Source organism: Mucilaginibacter koreensis (assembly GCF_054783355.1).
This window is the reverse complement of the sequence record NZ_BAAGQS010000001.1, coordinates 3389385-3413196: the sequence shown is the minus strand read 5'-3', so window position 1 is coordinate 3413196 and position 23812 is coordinate 3389385. Positions and strand designations below refer to the sequence as shown.

Genomic DNA, 23812 nt, shown 5'->3' with positions numbered 1-23812 from the left:
ATTTTGGAAACCTTATATGTGGATAAACACTACGATTTGGTAGTGGAATGCCGGCAGGGCAGCCGAAAGGCTTGCTATGAGCTCTATCGCCTGTATGCCAAGGCCATGCTGAACGTAGCGTTCAGGGTAGTAGGCAATATAGCAGAAGCTGAAGACGCTGTGCAGGAGGCTTTTTTAGATGCATTTAACCGCATAAAAGATTTCAGGCAGGAAACCACGTTTGGCTTGTGGCTGAAGCAAATTGTGGTGCACCGGTCTATCAACCTGCTGCGCAAGCGCAAAATGGCCTGGGCCGAATTGCAGGATGAGCAACTGGAGAACCTGCCCGATGAAGAGTTTGAAGATGATGAAGAGGTAATTTATAAGGCAGCGCAGGTAAAACAAGCCATGCAAGAGCTGCCTGATGGCTACCGGGTGGTACTCTCCCTGTATTTACTGGAAGGGTATGACCATGAGGAGATAGGACAAGTGTTGAACATCAGCGAAAATACATCGCGCACCCAGTTTTTGCGGGCAAAACGCAAACTGGTAGAAATTTTAAAGCATAAAGGAATTACACGATGAGCAGGAGATTAGAAGAATATATCAGAGATAACCGTGAGCAGTTTGATGACCTGGAACCCGACAATGAGCTATGGAACCGCATTGAGCAAAAGCTGCCACCACAATTTGAAGCCAAAGAAGTACAATTAAAACCTGCGGCACGCACCTACACCCTGGGTTTTGTATTGCGCATTGCCGCCATGATAATTATGGTAATGGGTATCGGCTTTGTATTCTACCTGCGTAATGAGCGCAACAAGGGAGTAGACCTGGCGGCCATTAACCCTGAGTATGCCAAACAGCAAATGCATTATGCCTCGCTGGTGGCTACCAAACGTACCGAGGTAAAAACCATGGCCAGGGTTGACCCGCAACTCTATAAAAACTTTAGCGCCGAAATTGAAAAAATGGACGCCACCTATAAAAAGCTTAAACATGATTTAGCCACCAGCCCTAACCAGGAACGTGTTTTACGTGCAATGATCCGGAACTTGCAAATACAAACCGAGGTGCTTAATCAACAACTTGAAGTAATAGAACAATTCAACCAATTCAAAAATCAAAACCATGACACGCAAAGTATATAATATCTTATTCGCACTTACTCTATTATTGTTCACCGCCAACCTGAGCTACGGCCTGCAAACCGAACCGCTACCGCCACTGCCGCCCATGAAAATGACCGATACGCTAAGCCGCACCGACCTTTCTAAAATGAAGTTGAAATTTGAAAAACTGCGTAAGCAGGATTGGCAAAAACAAACTTTCGCCATGCAGGAAAGCTTCAAAAAAATGGGCAAGAGCATGGAGGAAATGGGTGAGCGCATGAATAAGGAGTTTAAAGGCAACTTTCAAAACTTCAACTCCAATACTACTTTCCAAAATGGCGATAATAACAATGCGCAAGACAAGTACGATTTTGTAAAGGTAAAGAACTACAGTAAAAGCTATTCGGCCGATGACAACGACCGCTTAAGCTTGAGCAACCTGTATGGCCGTATTACCGTAAATACTTGGGCAAAAAATGAGGTAAAGGTAGATGTGCAGGTTAAAGCACAAGCTAATGACGAAGCCATTGCCCAAAATGGCATTGATATGGTAAATATTGATGACAGCAAGGACGGAAATGCGATCAGCTTTAAAACCAACATTACTCAAAACAGCAAATGGAACCACGGTAACCATCACAGTATTGATATCAACTACACGGTATATATGCCTGCAAAACTTCAATTGAGCATCAGCAATAATTATGGCAGCGTAATACTGCCCGACCTGAGCGGCGAAGTTAAACTAGCAGTTGCCTATACTAATGTAACCGCACAACGCATCAGTAACCCGGCTTCGGTGATTTCTGGCAGCTATGGCAATGTTAAGGTTGTCAATTTTGGTGGCAGCAAAATCAGCTTTGCCTATGGCGATGTAAACTTAGGCGATGTAAGTAACCTGCGTGGCAGCATTAGCTATGGCAATGTAAGTTTGGGTAAATTAAGAGGTGATGTTGCATTGAGCCTGGCCTACCTGGGCGGCATTAAAATCGGCGAGATTGATGATGATCTGAAATCATTGAAAATTAACTCTGCTTATTCCAGTGTGGTATTATCACCTACCCCCCGTAGCAATTTTAACTTTAATGTATCGGTATCTTATAACGATTTCGACTTTGACAACAACCGGGTAAACATTACACGGCGTACACCTGAGCCTGGCAGCAGGGGTTTTAGTCCAACCAAAACCTATCAGGGCACTTATGGTAAAGGCAATGCCGATGCACAGGTACAAATTTCATCAGCCTATGGCAGCGTAAAATTCAATTAATAGTCCCTACCTGATAAATACAAGCTCAACCCTTGCCATTGCGGCAGGGGTTTTGTTATTTTATGGCTTATGGAATTACTCACCAGCGCCGAAGCATGGGTTTCATTGGCCACCCTTACCATACTTGAAATTGTATTAGGCATTGATAATATTATTTTTATCTCTATCCAAGCCGACCGCCTACCCGCCGACCAGCAAGCCAAAGGCCGCCGTTTGGGTTTAATTTTAGCCATGGGTACCCGCATATTGCTGCTGCTTTCTATTACTTGGTTAATGAAGCTTACTGCGCCGTTATTTAATTTAGCTGATGCATTCCATATTTCGGATAAAGAATGGATGAGGCGATTCGAATTTTCGGGCCGGGATCTGATTTTGCTGGCAGGAGGGTTATTCCTGATATATAAAAGCATTGCAGAAATACACCACAAAATTGAGGGAGAAGAGGAAAGTACCACTACAAGCAAATCCAATTCCTTTTGGGGCATTGTACTTCAGATTGCCATTTTAGATATTGTATTTTCGCTCGATTCGGTAATCACCGCTGTGGGCATGGCACAGCATATTGAAATTATGATTGCCGCCGTAATTATTGCCGTAGGCGTAATGATGTGGGCATCCACGCCCATTGCCAATTTCGTAAACAAGCACGTAACAGTGAAAATGCTGGCGCTATCTTTCCTGCTGCTCATCGGCTTTTCGCTGGTGCTGGATGCCTTTGACCAGGAAGTGCCTAAAGGTTATATTTATTTTGCTATGGGCTTTGCCATACTGGTAGAGTTGCTGAACCTACGAGCCAGCCGCAAAAAAGTGCGGGCAAAAGCGTAACACCACCGCAATCTTAGAGCTGCCTGATTACCCGGCAGGGATTACCTGCGGCTACTACATTGGCCGGAATATCACGGGTAACTACGCTGCCTGCACCAATGGTGGTATGAGCGCCAATGGTTACACCCGGACAGATAATAGCACCGGCACCAATCCATACATTATCGCCAATAGTTACCGGCGAAGCCAGTTCAGGCCCTTTAATTCGCTCCGATGCCAAGGTGGGGTGATGCGCGGTCAAAATTTGCACACCGGTGGCTATGGCCACATTACTGCCAATAGTTACCGCTGCACAATCCAGTATAATACAATGAAAGTTGATGAACAGATTTTCGCCTGCAAAAATGTGGCAGCCGTAATCGCAGTAGAACGGCCCCTGAATATCTATGGTATCCGGGCATTTGCCCAATAATTGTTTGAGCAGCGTATGGCAGGCTTCGTTGCCTTCGAAGCCCAGCTGATTATAGGCGGTAAACAGTTGTCGGGCTTTCAACCGCATGGCGGTTAAAGTCTCATCGGCGGCTACGTACAATTCGCCGGCCAGCATTTTTTCAAGCTCTGTTTTCATATTTAGATATAATTATCAGCTTACTTCCCTGCAGTTCTTTTGTAACCACGCTTTTTAGCTACCACCGGCATTTCTTCCGGTTCATCATCAAAAGTATCGTATTGGCGGGCCATGCGGGCTACGCGGTCTTCGAGGCTTTCGGTAGTCAGGTTCTCGCGCAGGCGGTCAACCATAATTGGGAAGGCAAAAGGCGTAGGCCGCTTGATTTTCTTTAGCACAATGCTTTGCTGCTGAATACGCAGCAAAGCAGCCCGCAGCCGGAACTCCTCTAATTGATAAGCCAGCGCCTCGTTATAAGCCTGCCGCACCAGCAGGTTGTTAGGCTCATATTCTTCAAACACATCAAACAGCAGTGAGGTAGAGGCCTGCAAATGCCGGTTTTTGATTTGCTGGCCGGGGTAGCCAGTAAATACCAATCCGCCAATGTGAGCAATATCCCTGAAACGGCGGCGGGCCATTTCGTTGGCATTTAAGCTGTTTTGAATATCCTCCAGTAAGTTATGGGCAGTGAACAAATCATCCGTTTCCAGTGCTTGTTCTATGTTTACTTCATCGTCGGTTAATAACTCAAAGCCATAATCATTCATGGCTATGCTAAAGGTGGCCGGCTTAAGTTTTGATATCCGGTAGGCAATCAGCGAAGCCATCCCCTCGTGCACCAAACGCCCTTCAAAAGGATAAAACAGCAGGTGGTGCCCGTCGCGGCTTTCAAAGGCTTCAATCAAAAACTCGTTCTTTTTGGGCAGATGAGATAATTTGGACTGCAAATTAAATAAGGGTTTCAATGCCTTTACCTCGGCATCTTTCTCCAGGCCATGTGCCACCTCATCCAACTTTAAACGAAACACCTCCGACAATTGAGACGACAGTGGCATACGCCCGCCCGCCCAGCTCGGAATTAAACCTTTAGTAGCATTTGATTTCTTTACGATGGCGGTCATCTCCTTTACCTGCACAAACTCCAGACTACGGCCGGCAAACCAAAATTTATCACCGGGTTTTAACCGCGCCACAAAGCCTTCTTCAATGGTACCCAAACTGCCGCCATGCAGCAGCTTTACCCTGATGCTTGGCGAACTGGTAATGGTGCCAATGCTCATGCGGTGCCGCATGGCTACCCGGCGGCTGTTCACTTTGTACAAGCCGTCCTCTACTTCCACCTTCAAAAACTCATCATACTGCGACAGCGTTTGGCCGCCGGTGGTAATAAAATCCAGCAACTCACCAAATTCCTCCTCGCGTAAATCGGCAAAGGCATAGGTGCTTTTCAGCTCTTTAAATAATTCATTAGCCTTGAAGCCATCAGATACAGCCAAAGTGACCATGTACTGAATGAGCACATCTATGGCCAGCAATACCGGATCGCGGCTTTCCATGTGGCCGGTAAATATGGCTTCTTTCAGGGCTGCGCCTTCCAGCAATTCCATGGAGTGCGTAGGAATAAAGTAAGCTTTGGAGGTAGCGCCCGGATGGTGCCCGCTACGGCCGGCCCGCTGCATAAAACGCGCCACGCCTTTGGGGCTGCCCACCTGTATCACGGTATCTACCGGCCGAAAGTCAACGCCTAAATCTAAACTCGAGGTACAAACCACCAGTTTCAGCATTTCGTTGTGCAGAGCTTGTTCTACCCAGTTGCGTAAATCATTATCCAATGAGCCATGGTGCATGGCCATAATGCCGGCATAATCCGGGTAATTGTCTAAAATAGCATGATACCAAATTTCGGCTTGGGCGCGGGTATTGGTAAAAATGAGGGTGGTTTTACTGGCGGCTACTATGTCCATCACTTCGGGCAGCAGGCGCAAACCAATGTGGCCCGTCCAGGAGTAATTTTCTACATCTTGTGGGATGACGGACTGGATGTCCAGCTTCTTATCAATATTCGCCCTCACCATGCGGATGTGATCTTTCGGAAAACTGTTACCCAACAATACCTCAGCACCTTGTTCCAAATTACCGATGGTAGCGCTAATACCCCAGATGCGAACCCCGCCCTGACCTTCTCCGGCGAGGTACCTTAACCGGCTTAACCCCAGTTCTACCTGTACCCCCCGCTTGGTGCCCAGCAACTCGTGCCACTCGTCAATCACTACTACTTCGAGGCTTTTAAACAATTTGGGATAATCTTTTTGCGCCAGCATCAGGTGCAGACTTTCGGGGGTGGTCAATAGGACTTCGGGTAGTTTACGCTTTAAAGCCGCCTTTTCTGCAGCAGAGGTATCGCCGGTGCGGGTGGCTATCTGCCAAGGCAGGCCTAAATCATCACATACCTGCTGCATGGCTTTACGGATATCGTTGGTGAGTGCCCGCAACGGGGTAATCCATAGCATCAGCAAGCCGTTATTGGTACGGGTCTGATAAGTGTCGGGGTACTGGTTGATGTAAGCGGCCAGAAAGGGCAGAAATAAAGCAAAAGTTTTACCGCTACCGGTAGGCGCGTTCAACAGGCCCGAATAGCCTGATAGGTAAGCCTCCTCCATCTCTTTCTGAAACGGAAATTGCTTCCACTTTTTTTGCTTAAACCATTCGCTAATTATCTTCGGGCCGCTGTTCATATCTTATCTCTTATAAACCAATTAGCCGCCAAGATGTTATTCAGGCAGTTCACAAATCATCAGCGCATGAAAAAATTATTTTTTATTCCGTTACTTTTTGCCGCAGCAGCCTGCCAGCAAAGCGGCACCAAAACCAGCAGCGATACTACTGATACCTCTTCAGCTACAAGCACCACTACCGGGGCAGCCGCAGGTACAGCGCCTACAGCGGTGGATACTGCCGCTCCATCGCAAGCCAAAAGCTTTGCCGAACCGGCTACCGGCTACAAAGCCACCGAAATATCGGTTAACCCCAAGGATACTTTAAAAAAAAAGTAGATACCAACGCGGCTAATGCTATTGAACCGGGCATTGGCATCGGGCAAACCCGGCTGAATGAATCAGCTGACCAGGTACTGAATCGTTTGGGAAAACCCGACCATCAGGACGCCGCTATGGGCACGGCTTATATGGTATGGTACGCCAACCACCAGCTTGGCGGCCATCAAACCAATTTAGTTTTACAACATAATTATGGTGGTAAAGATGAAGCCACATTACGGGTAAAACAAATCCGTATCACCTCTCCGGCATTCAAATTAGCTAACGGCATTTCTGCCGGCGCTTCATTTCAAACCGTTAACTCAGCTTACCATTTAGAAAAAGGCGCCGCATTACATGATGCCTCCGGCAACTATCAAGTATATGACGACATAGCAAAAGGCATTGCCTTTGAGTTCGACAGCAAGCAGCACTGCTCGGCCATCATTGTACATTTGCCGGGCGATAAAGCGGCGAAGAATTTTAATTTCAGAGGGTAATAGTAGAACTTGTCATTACGAGGCGCCTCGTAATGACAAGTTTACAGACTAACTATATCTTAACCATAATTTTCTTACGGTACAGTGGGTACAATATCAACCAGATAATTAATACCAATAGAATAGCACCTGCCAGTGAAGCATTTTTGGGCGATAAAAAGGGCTCAAACACCTGCTCGCTCATAAAACGCATAAAGCCTACGCTTTTACCATTAGATGGCAGTTTGATAAAGTTTAATAAACTGGGCAGAATATCACTCAAAATATAAGCTACAATAGCATTGGTGCCAAACACGCTGAAAAATGAAGTAAAGCGGCGATGTTTGTGCACATCAATCAGCCAGTAGGCCATACCCAGCGCCATGGTAGCTAGTCCGCCAGTAAACAGCACAAAAGAGCTGGTCCATAATTTTTTATTGATAGGGAAGAACCAATCCCACACAAAACCTGCCGTTAGCGCCAGCATACCGTAGGTCAGCATCCAGCTTACCTTGTTGCCGCTATCGTGGTCGGTACGTTTAAGCCAAGTACCTACGGCAATGCCAAACAAACCGGTACCAATGGCCGGCAGGGTGCTTAACAAGCCCTCAGGATCCCAGGTTTTTGATTCGGCCCAAAGGTGGTTAGTGGTAAACACCAAACGATCCAGCCAGGCACCCAAGTTAGTAGCAGGCTCCAGGTTGGCCGGTCCGTAATCAGGTACAGGTACCAGCGTCATAATCAGATAATAACTGATGAGTACAAAGGCAAATATCCAGTAACGAGTTTTAGTAGAAGTAGTCAAATACAGCAGCGTACATATAAAATATACCACTGCAATGCGCTGCAATACACCGGGGAGGCGGATAGTAGATAAATCATGATGATAGATTAACCGGGTAGCCATAGTAATGACAATCAGCGTAATCATCCTTCGAAAGGCCTTCCAGATCAGTTTACCATGGTTGGCCGGGTCTGCTTTTTTGCTTTCCATCGCAAATACGATAGAAACGCCCACCATAAACAAAAAGAACGGGAAAATTAAGTCGGTAGGTGTCCAGCCATTCCATTCGGCATGGTCAAGCGGGGCATACACCTGTTTCCAGTTGCCAGGGTTGTTTACCAAAATCATGGCGGCCATGGTAATGCCACGAAATACATCCAGAGAAAGCAACCTGATTTTAGGTTGCACAGTAAGTTCAGTCATTGGGTTCAGAGGTCTTAATCGGTTTCCTAATATAGATGATTTTTAGCTTATTAGGCATGGCGGTCCAATTACTTTTCAAATTTTATAACTTTAGCCCATGGCGCCACTAAACAGCAACCTGCAAAAACTACTCTACGTTGCCCAAAAGCCGGAACGTTTAGGCATTGGCCTGATGTCGGGCACCTCGCTCGACGGATTGGATATTGCTTTATGCAGGTTCAGCGGCCATGGTTTGCAAACCCGCTATGAGTTGCTGCATTTTTTAACCATACCCTACACCGTGGAGTTTAAGCAACAAGTAAAACAGGTGTTTGCCGGCAGGCAAATTGATTTGGAATTGTTGTGCCTGCTGAATGCCTCCATCGGTACTTTACATGCTGACATGGTTTTAAGCGCTTTGCATGAATGGAACATCACACCCCAAGATGTAGATTATATAGCCAGCCACGGCCAAACTGTCTACCATGCCCCCAAACGGCTGCATCACCGGGATGATTTCCCAGACGCAACACTGCAAATAGGCGATGGTGACCATATTGCAGCAAAAACCGGCATTTTAACCATCAGCGATTTCAGGCAGAAACATATTGCTGCGGGTGGGGAGGGTGCTCCTTTGGCTTTGTATGGCGACGTTATTTTAGGCAGCAAGCCCGGTGAAGATCGCATACTACTTAACTTAGGCGGCATTGCCAATTTAACCTATCTGCCTGCTGATGGCGACAGCTCCCAAATTATTTGTACCGATGTTGGCCCTGCAAATACTTTAATTGATGCCACTTGCCGTCAATATTTCAACCAGGCCTATGACGAAGGCGGACAAATTGCTGCTTCCGGACAAGTGAATGAAGTCCTGCTACAAGCCTTGCTGGAACATCCTTTTTTTACTGAGCCTGCCCCCAAAACTACCGGGCAGGAATTATTTAGTATGAGTTATCTCAACAACCGGCTAAATGCCCTGCTCAACCCTGTATCACCTGCTGATCTCGTTTGCACCCTCAGCCATTTCACTGCCAAAGCCGTTGCAGATTTTATAAACTCATTTGTAAAAGCTAATGCATTAACGGTATTGGTAAGTGGCGGAGGCAGCCATAATACTTATGTGATGAATACCCTGGCCGGGTACTTGCCTCAGGCTAAGATCAGCAGCAGCAGCGCTATCAATTTAAACCCCGATGCCAAAGAAGCTGTACTGTTTGCCCTGCTTGGAAACGAGTTTTTAACAGGCGAACCACTGGCTATCGGTACCGCTCCGGCTACCCTTATGGGCAAGCTCAGCTTCCCAAAATAAAATCAAAGTAAAGTTTGTTTTAAAAAATTAAAAATATTTAAATTCAGCCGAAAATTTTAATTAAATCTCAATACGTGTGTGCATTAAACACCATGCGTGTGTGGTGTTACTGACTTTGCTGTTTAGTTTTAAGCTTTTTCGTTCAAAGAATTTATTAGTTTTTATTTTTTAATTAGATGTGTATGAAGAAAATTCTACTCTCCTTTCTTCTGGTATGCTACTGTTGCGCCATGCAGGTAATGGCGCAAACACAAACCATTACCGGAAAAGTAACCAGTAGCGATGATGGCGGCCCGCTGCCCGGCGTTACGGTAAAAGTTAAAGGCGGCACTGCCGCTACCAGCACCAATGGTAACGGCCAGTATACCATTAGCGCCGCTACCGGCCAAACTTTGGTGTTTACATTTGTAGGCAGCGTAACTGCCGAACGGGTGGTAGGTACGCAAACCGTTATTAACGTGGCTTTGCAATCTGATACCAAAAACCTGCAGGAAGTAACCATTACCACCAGCTTTGGCATTAAGCAGGAAAAACGTGACCTGGCTTATTCAACTGTTGTGGTAAAAGGTGCTGATGTAGCCGATACCAAACGCTCTAACTTTTTAAACGGCTTGCAAGGCAGATCACCGGGCGTAACCGTAACCAGTACCAGCGGGCAACCAGGCGCATCGGCCTCTATTAACCTGCGCGGGATCAACTCTATTGGCGGTAATAACCAGCCTTTGTTTATTGTTGACGGTATCCGTATTGATAATAACACCTTTGCACAGGGAGCACTGGCCTCAAACGGTGCTAACCGCAATGCCGATTACAACAACCGTGCGGCCGACATTAACCCCGAAGATATTGAAACCTATACCATATTGAAAGGCCCTGAGGCGGCTGCGTTGTATGGAAGCGACGGTGCATCGGGCGCTATTATTATTACCACCAAGAGCGGCCGTAAAGGTGGCGGACAAATCAATTACAGTAACTCTTTCAGCTTCGCTGATGTTTACCGCATTCCGGATATTCAAACCGTGTATGACCGTGGTACCAACGGAGCGTTTGACCCTACTATCCGTTCTTATTTCGGTCCCCGATATCCTGCAGGCACGCCAATTTATAACAACACTAAGAATTATTTACAAACAGCTTTTGGTCAAATCCATAACTTGAACATTCAGGGCGGAGACGAAAAGAATAATTTTTATTTATCAGGCCAATACCGCAAGGATAACGGCACTTTCCCGGTAGCCAGCAACCAAAAAGTATCTATCCGGGTAAAAGGGCAATCGCAAATCACACCTAAATTTTTGGCAACAGGTTCGGTAAATTACTTTAATAACGATACCCGTAAACTGAATAAAGGCGCAACAGGTACATTTTTCAATTTGTTAACCTGGCCGGTGAACGATGATGTTACCAATTACCTGAACCCTGACGGTACCCGCCGCCGCCTGACAGGTGCGGATGCATCAGACCCGGATAACCCTTACTTTGATGCCAATTACAACATCAACCGCGACCGTACCAACCGCGCTTTGAGTAACTATGAGTTGTCTTATGATCCCTTTAAATGGTTAAACCTGCGTGCTTTAGGCGGTATCGATTTTTCAAACACCCAGGGTAATACCTTATTAAACCCACAAAGTTCATCTACCCAAAATTCACCTTTGAATGGCTTTAATGCCACCAGTGGTATTTCGGCACGTGGTATTATTGAAAATTATACTGATAACAGTTTAATTACCAATACCTCGTTCTTAGCTACTGCCAACAAAAAGGTGAATGCATTTAGAGGTACGCTTACAGTAGGTGCAGAAAATTACACCATTAAAGATGAAGTAAATTCATTTTATGGTGAGCAGTTCTACGATCCTACTTTTAATAGTATTAACAATACTAACCCAACCACACAGCGCAATAAAAACACCATCAACCAGCGCAGAAGACAGGCTTTATTTGGCCGTTTATTAGTGAACTGGAATGAGCTGCTAACTTTAACCGTTACTGGTCGTAATGACTGGTCTTCAACCTTCTTGGGTAACGAAACTGTGGCACCGGCTAACTGGAGCTATTTTTACCCATCAGCAGGCTTAGCATTCGAATTTACAAAGCTCGGATTTTTAAAAGATAACAGCATATTGTCATACGGAAAGCTGCGCTTCTCTTATGCTCAAGTAGGTAAAGATGCCCCTGCACCTTACCTAACCCGTAGCAACTTGGCTTCGCAAGCTACTACTGGTGGTGGTTATGCTTATGATGTAACCGGTGGTAACCCTTACTTGAAGCCTGAACGTACCAACTCATTCGAGGTGGGTACTGAATTGCAGTTCTTCAATGGCCGCTTAGGTTTGGATGCCTCTTATTACAACACCCAACCTACCAACCAAATCATTAACCCACGTACCAGTTATGGTACCGGTTTCGTGCTGCAATACTTGAACGGTGGCTCGTTACGTAACCAAGGTATTGAGTTGCAATTAACCGGCTCACCGGTAAAAAGTGCAAATTTTAGCTGGAATACTATTGTGAACTTTACCCATGCATGGGGCAAAGTACTCAGCCTTGCGCCTGGTATTTCTGAATACTATAACTCCGATACTTACCTGGCCAACATCAGGGCCAGTATATTTGTGGGTTCAAGCCCAACTACTATTGGTTCGTTTGACTATCAGCGCAACAACCAGGGCCAGTTGCTGATTAACCCTGATAATGGTTTGCCGATCCAAACCACTACCATTCAGAAAACCGGTGACCGCCAGCCGCATTTTACCATGGGGTGGCAAAACAGCTTTAGCTATAAAGATTTAAGTTTAAGCTTCCTGTTTGATATACGCCATGGCGGCGACGTATGGAATGGTAATGCTTTCTTTTTAACCCGTAGGGGCTTAAGCACCAATACGCTTGACCGCGAAACTCCGCGTGTAATTCCGGGCGTATTGCGCGATGGCCGTGAAAATTCAGCTAACCCAACTATCAATAATATTGTGGTAACACCTTACTATCAGCAAGATTATTATACCGCTGCAACTGTAGAAAGCCAGTTTATTGAGCACAACATCAATTGGGTGCGTTTGCAGGATGTTACCTTATCATACCGCCTTCCTAAATCTATTTTAGGCCGTCAGCATGTATTCAAAAGTGCAGGCGTGTTTGTAACCGGTACCGATTTATTTATGATTACTAATTATTCAGGCGCTGACCCTAATGTGAACGGCACTAACGCTTCAACCTTAGGTTCGGGTGCAGCCGGTTTTGATTATGGTACACTTTCAACACCACGCACCATATTATTCGGTGTTCGTGTAGGATTATAATTTCAAGAACTGAAGAGATGAAAAAGATTTTTTATATAGCAGCAATGGCTGCAATTACCGTTACCTCAGGGTGTAAAAAGTACCTTGATGTAAACCAAAACCCCAGTACTCCCCAGGTGGCCGATGCGGCCGCTCTGCTGCCTTCTATGCAAGCGAATATGGCACGCGGCCTTTGGTTTGACGGGCGCTATGCCGGGCAATACGTACAACAGTGGGGAAGCTCAACCGCTGCCAACACCTGGGATCGCCAGGGCTACGCCTCGGGCTCTGATGCCTTTGGCGAAATGTGGCGCCAGCATTATTATGCTATTGGCACCAATGTGGATTTAATGTGGCAGGATGCCCAAAAGAACCAGAAATGGGATTATATGGGTGTAGGCTATGCCATTAGGGCATGGAGCTGGCAGGTGAGTACTGACCAGTATAATGAAATGATACTGAAACAGGCCTGGGACCCTACCCGTACGGTGTTTGATTACGATTCTCAGCCAGAAATATACGCCGAGGTAAGACGCTTATGCAACGAAGCACTGAACTACCTTAACCGTACCGATGGTGCTGTATCAACAGCCAGTTTGGGCCGTGGCGATTACATGTATTACGGCGACCGCACCAAGTGGATCAAATTTGTAAACGCCTTAATGGCGATGAATTACCATCACCGTACTAACAAATCCAATTACAATGCGGATTCAGTAATCTATTATGTTGATCATTCGTTCCAGAGCAATGCCGACAATGCAACCGTACAATGTAACGGCAGCTCAACCGGCGATGGTAACTTCTGGGGCCCTGCAAGGCAAAATCTGAACTCCTTCCGCCAGTCTGACTATATGGTACGCCTGCTCGACGGTCGTATTTTTACCGGTGCAGCTACGCAGGATACCACAGTTGACCCACGGCTGCGCCTGATGCTGACCGCCAGTAAAGACGGCATTTACCGTGGTGTACTCACCGCAGCCGGCGACCCTAACCGCCTGAACACCAGTGCCAGCATCCCATACTTGTGGGGTTACCCTTCGGCAGTGGCCAGCGGATCAAGCGTTATTGTAAACACGCCGCCAACTGCAGGTTATCCGGCAAAATATATATTCAGAGATAACTCTCGTGCTGTAATCATCACCTATGCCCAGCTGCAATTTATGAAAGCCGAGGCTTTGTTCAGAAAAGGTGATAAGTCGGGCGCGTTGGCTGCTTACAAACTTGGCATTGCTGCCCACCTCGATTTTGTGAGCAATCCTCCGGTAGGTAACAGCATCGCAGGTTCGGCCAATAATATATCTTCAACTGCACAAGCCGCTTATTTGGCAGGTAAATGCGTAAAACAAAGCCCTGCTGCACTGCAACTCAGCGATATTTTACAACAGAAGTATATTGCCGAATTTGGCTACGGCCAGTTAGAAACCTGGGTGGATATGCGCCGCTTCCATTATGACACCAACGTTTACCAGGGATTTTCTCCACCAGTGGCACCACAAACTTTATTCCCTGATAATAATGGCAAGCTGGCTTATCGTGCCCGCCCTCGTTACAATTCAGAATACGTGTGGAATATTGACGCCTTGCGTAAAATCGGCGCTTTACAAACCGATTACCATACTGTAGAGCCCTGGTTCAGTCAAAATCAATAACCATTTTAATAATGAGTTACATGAAAACAATTGCAAAAAGAATATACCTGATGGCATTAATGGCTTCTGCTTTTACTGCCTGTAAAAAGAATGATTATCCCATTATTCCGAACAACCCGGTTAACGGTGGTGCATTTACCCGTTTTATTTATGCCGTACCCGGTGCGCCAAATGTTGACGTATTTTTAAACGACACTAAAATTAACGGTACTGCACTGGCTTACCCGGTCACCTTTCCCAATAACAATTATAGCAGTGCCGGTGCGGGTACTTATACCTTTAAAAGCGTTGTGAATACACCAACACCTGTACCTGCTGCGGCACCTGTCATCCCGTTTGGCACCACTTTAAACAGTACGGCTTTAACCTTGAATGAAGGTGCATACTACAGCATCTTTATTACTGGTCAACCCACTGCTACCACTGTAAACCCATTGATAGTAGAGGACAAATTACCGGTTGCTGCAAGTGACAAAGCTTACATCCGCTTTGTAAATGCAATGCCCGATGGAAATGCAGTTGACCTTACCGGAGGGTTGGTACCCTCCAATGCTTCGGTACCTACTACCATTACTACCTACTTCAATAATCTGGCGCCAAGAGGTGTTGGCAATTTTATTGCGGTTGATGCTATTCCGGCCGGCTCGCAATACCAGCTAACCATGAAGCAAACTGCCAGCCAGGCCGTTGTAGGTAAAACCTTAAGTGTATCGCTCATTCCGGGACGTATTTATACCTTATGGGCATATGGTTTTAACACCGCTTATACCATCCCGAATACCACCAGCCGCGTTGCTGCCGGTGCAACATTAGGCGTTTATGTAAACAGATAAATTGAGTAAATGTCCTTTAAAACAAAAGCGCCCCGGTGTACACCGGGGCGCTTTTGTTTTAAAGGACTGTTGCAATTATTTAATCTCTGCTTTCAATCCATATTTTTCGCTGTACCTGCGGTACAATTGTTTATGCAGGTTATCCAGGTTGATGGTTTTCCCCATGATGTAAGCGTTCTCTACATTTAAGGTGATCATATCCAAAGCATCACCGGAGGAAATGAACAGGTTGGCATCCTTGCCGGTTTCAAGCGTACCTGTAGTTTTATCAATCCCCAAAATTTTGGCGTTGTTCAGGGTGATCATGCTTAGGGCCTGCTCTTTGGTTAAGCCATAACCTACCGCTTGCCCAGCCTCAAAAGGCAGGTTGCGCTGACGCCAGAAACCAATACCGGTTAAACCGTACAGCACGCCTGCATCCTGCAGCAAATGCGGTAATTTATAAGGAAGAAATACATCATCTTCATCCTTATCAGGCAGTGCTTGGGTTTCTTTGATAATGACCGGCACCTGGTTATCGCGCAGTACATCAGCCACCAGGTACGATTCGCGGCCACCTACAATAACGGTTTGTACGCCATATTTTTTACCGAAGTTAACGGCCTGTACAATTTCGCGCGCGCCGTCAGCATTTACAAACAGCTTTTTAGTGCCGTTAAACAAACCCTTCATGGCTTCAAAGCGCAGATTGGTTACTGCAGGTTTGGTTTCATTGTAAGCCTTAGCCTGGCTAAATAAGCTGTTGATGTTATCAATAGCCCGCTGTGCAATCTCGGCAGGCGATAGCTGGCTACCACCTGTAGCCAGGTTAAAGCCGCTGCGTCGGCCACGGCCTGTGCGTACTATCGGCCAGGTCATGTGAATACCGATATCTTTTTTGTAGGCGGCATCTTCCCAGTTCCAGCCATCCAGCATCATTACTGAGGACTGGCCCGAGATGGTGCCGCCATCAGGCGTAGGCTGTGCCAGCAACACCCCGTTCGAACGCACAGTAGGAATGACTTTCGAATCGGTATTGTAGGCAATCAGGGTACGGGCATCCGGGTTGAGGTCGCCGGTTTCGCTGTCATCTATAGTGGCGCGTACGCTTTCAAACTCCACCAAACCTAATAAGGTAATAGGGCAAATAAAGCCGGGATATACCTGTTTGCCATTGGCATTGATTAGGGTAGCACCGGCTATGGCAGGGGCGGCACCTTCGCCTACGGCGGTGATCTTTCCTTTGTCAAAAGCAATGTAACCGTTATTAATGATACGCCCGTTGCCTATGTGGATAGTAGCGCCGGTAATGACTACTGGGGCGCTTTGTGGCTTGGCCGGCATAATATTGGCCTGCCCGAAAGCGAGTGATGCGCTCAGCAACAACCCGCCCAGGCTTAATATAATATTTTTCTTCATGTTATTTTCTCTGAATGGGTTGTTATTTCTGTAGTTCGGCTTTGTGTTTCATGTACTCGTCGGCTACCACAAAGGCATCATCTTCTAGGGTTTCGCATTCGTATAAGCGAGGGCGCTGGAAACCGCCGGGGCGTTGGGTAACTGCACCACGGCCTTTGGCAGCAATCATTTTTTGGATGATACGGCTTTCATCGGCCTTCATGGCCTTTTGCTGCTGCGCATCGCGCTCCATATCCCAGTAAGGGGCACCATCTACGTAGGTTTTTTCAGCTACGGCGTAAACCGATAGCGGGTTGGCCGACCATACCACCAAGTCGGCATCCTTACCTGGTTTTAGACTACCGATGCGGTTGTCTACATGTAACATTTTAGCCGGGTTCAGGGTAACCAGTTTTAGGGCATCTTCTTGGCTCATGTTACCGTAAGTTACCGCTTTGCCGGCTTCCTGGTTCAGGCGGCGGGCCATCTCGGCATCGTCAGAGTTAAAGCCGGTAACTACACCAACTTCGTGCATCAGCTTACCGTTGTAAGGGATGGCTTCAGCCACTTCCATTTTGTAAGCCCACCAATCAGAAAAAGTAGAACCTGCAATGTTGCGCACCTTCATTTTATCGGCTACTTTATAGCCTTCCAAAATGTGGGTAAAAGTATTGATCTTAAAGCCCATGGAATCGGCCACATGCATCAGCATATTAATTTCCGATTGCACATAAGAGTGGCAGGTAATATTACGCTGACCGTCCAGAATTTCAACTAAAGCATCCAGCTCCAGATCACGACGGGTGGTACTGTTTTTAGCAGCGCGGGCCGCCTTGTACTCTTTGGCACGGGTGAAGGCATCTACATACACCTGCTCTACGCCCATACGGGTTTGCGGGTAACGGATGTTTGGCCCACTTGGCGTGTTGCCGTTGCTTTGCTTTACGTTTTCGCCCAGAGCGAATTTGATAAAGCCGCCTGCACCTTCAAACTTCAACTGCTCAGGTAGTAAACCCCAGCGGTGCTTCATTAACTGGGTTTGGCCACCGATAGGATTGGCCGAACCATGCAGGATGTGTGAAGTAGTCACCCCACCTGCCAGCTGGCGGTAAATATTGATATCCTCGGCATCAAGTACATCGGCAATGCGTACTTCTGAAGTTACCGCTTGTGTACCCTCGTTGATACCGCCCGTAGCGGCAATGTGCGAGTGCTCATCTACTATACCGGCCGATATGTGCTTGCCGGTAGCATCAATTACTTTAGCGCCACCTGCGGCCAGGCCTTTGCCTACAGCTTTTATTTTTCCACCCTCAATCAGTACATCGGCATTTTGCAAGATGCCTTCTTTTTCGTTGGTCCAAACGGTAGCATTTTTAAATAATACGGTTTCAGCTTTAGGCACTTCAGTATAACCTTGTGCCGTAAACGGATACACTAAAGTACCGATGGATGCATTGCCACGACCGGCACCAGCCGCGTTACCGCCACGTCCACCGGTTGCAGCTGATGTTGCAGCAGTGCCCGAATTGGTAGCCGTCCATTTAATAGGCGTACCATCAGGCAAAGCACCGCTGCCACGCAGTACGGTTGGCTGCATAGAGGCAATATAACCTTCCAGGCGCATGGTGCCGGCCGGTTTATTACGTAAATCGAAATATAGAGTAACCATCTCGCCGCTGCGGGTTAAGGTGCCGCGGGTGCGGGTAGTATCAGTACCATTGGCACGCTCCACGCTGGCCTCTAAGGCCGATGGTGTACCGGTGATGCGCAGGGTAGCACCGGCCAGGCCGTCGCCGGTTAAGGCATAAGTGCCACGCAGGTCGGCAATGTTCATAGAGTTGACCACAAATGGGCGGCCTTCCACCCAGTTTTCGTAAATAACATTATCGCGTTTGAACAAACCGGTTGAGGTAATGATGAAGCTGGCCAGTTTGCCTTTAGCTAACGTACCTACCTGGTTGCTTACGCCCAGCATTTCGGCCGGGATTACGGTTAACGAGCGCAGGGCCTGTGCCTCAGTTAAACCGTTATCAATGGCAGTACGCATATTGGCCCAAAACTCGCGGCTGTTGGTTAAACCGGCAGAGGTGATGGCAAACCGGATGCCTGCTTTTTCTAAAGCCGCCGGATTGGTAGGTGCCATTTCCCAGCTCTTCATCTGCTCGTAGCTGATGTTGCGGGCATCCAGTGGGTTCTCTACATCATAAGCCGCCGGAAAATTTACCGGGATGATGAAACTGCTGCCTAAAGCCTTAATGGCATCAATGCGTTGATACTCGTCACCATCGGTTTTAAATATATATTGTTTGCCAAACTCGCGGCCAATTTTGGCGGCACGCAACACACTTTGTACATCGCCTACTTCAAAAATTTGCGGCAGGGCTTGCGTACGGTTAAATTCGGCTAAGGAGATATTGTACTCTTTATTTTGGGTTTTGTACCAGGCGGCATCCAGAAAGGTTTGGCGCAGCAGGGCAATGCTACCCATTAGCGACGATGGATAATTGGTAGCCGCCGTGCCTTTGCTGAACGAGTAATGTGCAGCAGCCTGGTCATTCAGCATCACCTCGTTATCGCGCTCATCACCCAGGCTCACTACGGCCGAAGTACCGCGGGCAATGCCATCCTGCACAAAGGTTTGTACGGTGGCAAAACCATTGCGCTTATATTCCTCGGCACGGGTAGCATTTACATGGAAAAGTTTGCCGGCGTTTACATCAGGGCGTATCGCCTCGTTCCAGCCGTAAGCACCCGGCTTGGTAGATACCGGTGTAGAGACCCGGCCAAAACCGCCTGCCGGGAAGGCCTGGCGTGGTGCCTCGGGCATGCCATAGGTAGTAAAGGCATCTACTAAACCCGGATAGATGTATTTGCCTTTTAAATCAACCACTACATAACCTTTCGGTACTGTGGTGCCTGCACCTACGGCCTCAATCTGGCGATCTTTTACCAGCAGGGTACCGTTTTCAATGGTTTGATCGGCGCTTACTACAATGGTGGCATGGGTAAAGGCATACTGCCCCGGCCTGATGTCGGCCGGCCCATTGACCGGAAAGGTTTCCTGCGCCTGGCTTAAATCAGCAATGAGCAGGGCAAAACAAAAAAGTAAAAGTTTTTTCATCAGCGTTTAACAATAATTTAATGATTAGACCTTTAAATATAGTTTTAATCACTTTATCCTTATCCATTCATACGCATTTGTTACAACAAAAGCGGCCGGAAAACAGGCTTTGATGTCTTTTTCGTATCTTCGGCAAAAAAATCACAATGTCAACTTACGATATTATTAAGCATTTACACTCCGGCTTCCGCTTTGTGGTGATGTTGCTGGTATTACTGGCCATTTTGCAATCATTAACCGGCTGGCTGGGCAAAAAGCCTTATACCGACGGCAACCGGAAACTCAACCTGTTTGCCATGATTTCGGCACATATTCAGTTACTGTTAGGTTTAGCACTATACTTTTTAAGCCCTTATGTACAGTTTACCAGTGCTGCCATGAAAAGCTTTGAAACCCGCTACTGGACTTCGGAGCACATTACCATGATGATTTTTGCTATTGTGTTGATTACTATTGGCCACAGTCGCGCAAAAAAACTGGTTTTACCCGAAGCCAAACACCGCGCCATTACTATTTTTTACACCCTGGCTTTAGTGCTTGTTGCAGTGGCAATTGTGCTCAGCAAAAGAGGATTTTTTCAGGTAACAGCATAATTTTATTTTTTTGCAGAAAAAATTTGCAAAACTAAATTTCTTTATATATTTGCTACGGTGATGCACATGAACAATGCACATATCGCTCAAAACTGGTGGCACTCTATACTATAGAGCGCCGGAAGTTTTTATGGAATTGAAAGATTAAACAATTATAAACCTGATAATGAAACCCGGCTACAAGTAAGTGCCGGGTTTTCTTTTTTTATACCGTTTTCTGATGAGTAAGTTTACCATTACAACCACCTTCAAAAAAATACTGGCAGATACCACTACACCGGTGAGCATCTACCTCCGCCTGCGCGATATCTTCCCGAATTCGCTGCTGCTGGAAAGCTCTGATTACCACAGCCGCGAGAACAGCCACAGCTATATTTGCTGCGATCCGGCCGGCGGATTAATATTAAGTGATGGTACTCTCAACAAACATTTTCCGGATGGCAGTGAAGAAAGTCTATCCCCCGGCACTTTTAGTTTGCCCGATGAGGTAGACGGCTTCTTAAAAACCTTTAGCACACAGGATGCACCGGTAAAGCTCATCTCCAACGGTTTATTCGGTTATTTTACCCATGAGGCCGTAGAGCATTTTGAAACCATCCGCCTGAAAAGTGGTGAAAACGATGTGCGCAAAATACCGGAAATGCAGTATCATTTTTACCGTTATATTATCGGTATTGATCACTTCAAGAACGAACTGTACATTTTTCATAACCAGTTTGGTGATAATGATACTGACGGCTTGGAGAAAATTGAATATCTCATTAAAAACAAAAACTTCCCGGAGTATCAGTTCAACCTGAAAGGCAGCGAACAATCTAACCTTACCGATGAAGGCTTTATCAGCATCGTAGAAAAGATGAAGCAGCACGTGTATAGGGGCGATGTGTTCCAGATTGTGCCTTCGCGCGGTTTTTCGCAGCAGTTTACCGGCGATGAGTTTAACGTGTACCGTGCCCTGCGGTCCATCAATCCTTCGCCGTATCTGTTTTATTTTGATTATGGCAACTTCCGCATTTTCGGCTCATCGCCCGAGGCGCAGATTACCATTAAAAATCGGGTGGCAACTATTCACCCCATTGCTGGCACCTTTAGGCGCAGCGGCGACGATGAGAAGGATGCCGAAATAGCCCGTCAGTTGGAGAATGACCCTAAAGAGTCAGCCGAGCACGTGATGCTGGTAGATTTGGCCCGTAATGATTTAAGCCGCCATTGCGAGCAGGTGGAAGTAAAAGCGTTTAAAGAAATACAATACTACTCCCACCTCATTCACCTGGTATCTAAAGTAAGCGGCAAATTAAAACCCGGTGTGCCTTCATTTAAAATTGTGGCCGATACCTTTCCGGCCGGTACGCTAAGTGGTGCACCCAAATACCGGGCGATGGAAATTATTGACGAGAATGAAAACATTAAGCGCAGCTTTTACAGCGGCGCCCTGGGTTACCTGGGTTTCAACGGCGATTTCAACCATGCCATCATGATCCGCTCTTTTTTAAGCAAAAACAATACGCTGCACTACCAGGCAGGCGCAGGCATTGTGGCCGATTCGGTACCCGAAAGCGAACTGAACGAAATAAATCACAAAGTAGCCGCCCTGCGCCGGGCAATGGAGTTGGCAGAGGAACTTTAAGAACCTCACCACGGCTCTCTCCGAAGGAGAGGGAGTTAATTAACAAGTTTGGAACGAACAACTAATGAACCAATGACTAATGAACACAGCGGTGCACCCCGCATACTGATTATAGATAATTACGATTCTTTTACTTACAACCTGGTGCACCTGGTAAATGAATTGGGCCTGGAATGCGAAGTATGGCGTAATGACCAGTTTAAACTGGAAGATGTGGAAGCGTTTGATAAAATCATCCTGTCACCGGGTCCGGGTATACCGTCGGAAGCAGGATTGCTTTTAGATGTAATCAAAGAATATGCGCCAAAGAAAAGCATTTTGGGCGTATGCCTGGGCCAACAGGCTATTGCCGAAGCTTTTGGCGGCACCTTGCATAATTTGAGCCGCCCCATGCATGGTATTGCCACACCGGTAAAGGTTACCGAAAGCGGCGAGCAGTTGTTTACCGGCCTGCCCGAAACCATTAATGTGGCCCGCTATCACTCCTGGGTGGTGAATCACGAAGGGCTACCTGCTGAATTAACCGTTACGGCCATTGATGAAAAAGACAACTCTATTATGGCCCTGCGCCATAACACTTATGATGTGCGTGGCGTACAATTTCACCCTGAATCGGTACTGACCGATCATGGTAAGGCAATGCTGGCGAATTGGATTAGCCCCCCGGCCCCCTAAAGGGGAAGCAGGAGTTAGAGTTTTTTATGGGTTCATTGGTTTGAGTTTTTAAATTAGCAGAATATAACATATACAGCTTTGTCATTGCGAGCGATAGCGTGGCAATCGCACGGAGGCATCTGCGCCTCTGTACAGCAAGCGATTGCCACGCTATCGCTCGCAATGACAAAACATCACACAAAAGTTCCCCCTTTAGGGGGCGGAGGGCGTATGACCATATTAGATCGCATTGTTGCACATAAAAGAACAGAAGTAGAAGCAGGTAAAAAGCGCTTTTCGTATACTACGTTAGAAGAAGCCGAACACTTCCACCGTACGCCATACTCACTGAAGCAGTTTTTAACCGACCCGGCCCGTACCGGTATTATTGCCGAGTTTAAGCGCCGCTCACCCTCTAAAGGTGTGATCAACGGCGAAGCAGACGTAATGGAAGTTACACAGGCTTATAACGCCGCCGGGGCATCATGTCTTTCTGTGTTAACAGACAATAAGTTTTTTATGGGCCGCAAACGCGACCTGACCAAGGCTCGCCGAGTGAATGAAATTCCCATCCTGCGCAAGGATTTCATGATTGATGAATATCAGATTGTAGAGGCCAAAGCCATTGGTGCCGATGTAATTCTGTTGATTGCTGCTATTCTTACACCAGAGCAAATTAAACGATTTGCTGCCTTGGCCAAAGGCATGGAGATGAGCGTACTGCTGGAGGTGCACAATCTGGAAGAGCTGCAGCGAAGCATCGACCCTAACCTGGATGCCATTGGTGTAAACAACCGCAACCTGGCCGATTTTAGTGTATCAGTAGATACCTCTTTCCAGTTAGCGGAACATATCCCGAATGAATTTTTGAAAGTATCTGAAAGTGCTATCAGCGATCCGGCTATCATTAACCAATTGAAACAGGCCGGCTTCAGCGGATTTTTAATTGGCGAGAATTTCATGAAGCAGACTAATCCCGGTGAGGCGATGGTAGACTTTGTAAGAGAGATGCAATGATAATTTGAGTAGCTGTACAGTTTTAATTACAAGTTGGAAAGGTTATATTTATCAACCAGAACCTTAACCTG

19 protein-coding genes are annotated in these 23812 nt (G+C 46.8%); 14 read left to right on the top strand and 5 right to left on the bottom strand.

The annotated features are described in order from the left end of the window. The first annotated feature begins 3 nt into the window (after positions 1 to 3). The 4 genes from ACYVNW_RS15265 (at position 4) to ACYVNW_RS15250 (ending at position 3186) form a co-directional block, all read left to right on the top strand. Positions 4 to 564: an RNA polymerase sigma factor gene (locus tag ACYVNW_RS15265; RefSeq protein ID WP_460680738.1), complete on the top strand. Its 561-nt coding sequence runs from the start codon at positions 4 to 6 to the stop codon at positions 562 to 564. Then, complete coding sequence (locus ACYVNW_RS15260) at positions 561 to 1130, top strand: hypothetical protein (RefSeq protein ID WP_460680737.1); 570 nt, start codon at positions 561 to 563, stop codon at positions 1128 to 1130. The genes ACYVNW_RS15265 and ACYVNW_RS15260 overlap by 4 nt, the downstream gene beginning before the upstream one ends. Then, positions 1111 to 2361 carry a hypothetical protein gene (locus ACYVNW_RS15255; protein ID WP_460680736.1) on the top strand — a complete coding sequence of 417 codons (1251 nt, stop codon included), beginning with the start codon at positions 1111 to 1113 and terminating at the stop codon, positions 2359 to 2361. The genes ACYVNW_RS15260 and ACYVNW_RS15255 overlap by 20 nt, the downstream gene beginning before the upstream one ends. 69 nt (positions 2362 to 2430) lie before the next feature. Next, positions 2431 to 3186, top strand: a complete 756-nt coding sequence (locus tag ACYVNW_RS15250) for a TerC family protein (protein WP_460680735.1) — start codon at positions 2431 to 2433, stop codon at positions 3184 to 3186. A gap of 13 nt (positions 3187 to 3199) precedes the next feature. On the opposite strand, the gene ACYVNW_RS15245 is transcribed toward ACYVNW_RS15250, so the two are convergent. Then, complete coding sequence (locus tag ACYVNW_RS15245; RefSeq protein ID WP_460680734.1) at positions 3200 to 3754, bottom strand: sugar O-acetyltransferase; 555 nt, start codon at positions 3752 to 3754, stop codon at positions 3200 to 3202. Between the two features lie 20 nt (positions 3755 to 3774). After that, positions 3775 to 6309, bottom strand: coding sequence for a ligase-associated DNA damage response DEXH box helicase (locus ACYVNW_RS15240; RefSeq protein ID WP_460680733.1), 2535 nt, complete (start codon positions 6307 to 6309; stop codon positions 3775 to 3777). Between the two features lie 66 nt (positions 6310 to 6375). On the opposite strand from ACYVNW_RS15240, the gene ACYVNW_RS15235 reads away from it, so the two are divergent. Beyond that, positions 6376 to 6627 carry a hypothetical protein gene (locus tag ACYVNW_RS15235; protein ID WP_460680732.1) on the top strand — a complete coding sequence of 84 codons (252 nt, stop codon included), beginning with the start codon at positions 6376 to 6378 and terminating at the stop codon, positions 6625 to 6627. Between the two features lie 86 nt (positions 6628 to 6713). Continuing rightward, positions 6714 to 7109 (top strand): hypothetical protein, encoded by a 396-nt coding sequence (locus tag ACYVNW_RS15230; RefSeq protein WP_460680731.1) that lies wholly within the window; start codon positions 6714 to 6716, stop codon positions 7107 to 7109. A 52-nt stretch (positions 7110 to 7161) separates the two neighbouring features. On the opposite strand, the gene ACYVNW_RS15225 is transcribed toward ACYVNW_RS15230, so the two are convergent. Further along, complete coding sequence (locus ACYVNW_RS15225; RefSeq protein WP_460680730.1) at positions 7162 to 8295, bottom strand: acyltransferase family protein; 1134 nt, start codon at positions 8293 to 8295, stop codon at positions 7162 to 7164. Positions 8296 to 8392: 97 nt separating this feature from the next. Here ACYVNW_RS15225 and ACYVNW_RS15220 point away from each other — a divergent pair, with 97 nt between their 5' ends. The 4 genes from ACYVNW_RS15220 to ACYVNW_RS15205 all read left to right on the top strand — a co-directional run bounded on the left by ACYVNW_RS15220 (position 8393) and on the right by ACYVNW_RS15205 (position 15349). After that, complete coding sequence (locus ACYVNW_RS15220; RefSeq protein WP_460680729.1) at positions 8393 to 9583, top strand: anhydro-N-acetylmuramic acid kinase; 1191 nt, start codon at positions 8393 to 8395, stop codon at positions 9581 to 9583. Between the two features lie 182 nt (positions 9584 to 9765). Continuing rightward, positions 9766 to 12885, top strand: coding sequence for a SusC/RagA family TonB-linked outer membrane protein (locus ACYVNW_RS15215; protein ID WP_460680728.1), 3120 nt, complete (start codon positions 9766 to 9768; stop codon positions 12883 to 12885). Between the two features lie 17 nt (positions 12886 to 12902). After that, positions 12903 to 14516, top strand: a complete 1614-nt coding sequence (locus ACYVNW_RS15210; protein WP_460680727.1) for a SusD/RagB family nutrient-binding outer membrane lipoprotein — start codon at positions 12903 to 12905, stop codon at positions 14514 to 14516. Between the two features lie 20 nt (positions 14517 to 14536). Beyond that, a complete protein-coding gene (locus ACYVNW_RS15205; protein WP_460680726.1) occupies positions 14537 to 15349 on the top strand; it encodes a DUF4397 domain-containing protein in 813 nt (270 codons plus the stop codon). Between the two features lie 75 nt (positions 15350 to 15424). On the opposite strand, the gene ACYVNW_RS15200 is transcribed toward ACYVNW_RS15205, so the two are convergent. Together ACYVNW_RS15200 and ACYVNW_RS15195 are read right to left on the bottom strand one after the other, a co-directional pair. Beyond that, the gene (locus ACYVNW_RS15200; protein WP_460680725.1) at positions 15425 to 16747 is read right to left on the bottom strand and encodes an amidohydrolase family protein; all 1323 of its coding nucleotides are present in this window, start codon (positions 16745 to 16747) and stop codon (positions 15425 to 15427) included. 22 nt (positions 16748 to 16769) lie between these two features. Then, positions 16770 to 19850: an amidohydrolase family protein gene (locus ACYVNW_RS15195; protein WP_460680724.1), complete on the bottom strand. Its 3081-nt coding sequence runs from the start codon at positions 19848 to 19850 to the stop codon at positions 16770 to 16772. 146 nt (positions 19851 to 19996) lie between these two features. Here ACYVNW_RS15195 and ACYVNW_RS15190 point away from each other — a divergent pair, with 146 nt between their 5' ends. The 4 genes from ACYVNW_RS15190 (at position 19997) to trpC (ending at position 23741) form a co-directional block, all read left to right on the top strand. Further along, positions 19997 to 20443, top strand: coding sequence for a cytochrome B (locus ACYVNW_RS15190; protein ID WP_460680723.1), 447 nt, complete (start codon positions 19997 to 19999; stop codon positions 20441 to 20443). A gap of 220 nt (positions 20444 to 20663) precedes the next feature. Further along, positions 20664 to 22070, top strand: a complete 1407-nt coding sequence (locus ACYVNW_RS15185; RefSeq protein ID WP_460680722.1) for an anthranilate synthase component I family protein — start codon at positions 20664 to 20666, stop codon at positions 22068 to 22070. 72 nt (positions 22071 to 22142) lie between these two features. Continuing rightward, complete coding sequence (locus ACYVNW_RS15180; RefSeq protein WP_460680721.1) at positions 22143 to 22745, top strand: anthranilate synthase component II; 603 nt, start codon at positions 22143 to 22145, stop codon at positions 22743 to 22745. A gap of 210 nt (positions 22746 to 22955) precedes the next feature. After that, entirely contained in the window at positions 22956 to 23741 is a 786-nt protein-coding gene (trpC, locus tag ACYVNW_RS15175) for an indole-3-glycerol phosphate synthase TrpC (RefSeq protein ID WP_460680720.1), read from the top strand. Positions 23742 to 23812: the final 71 nt, after the last annotated feature.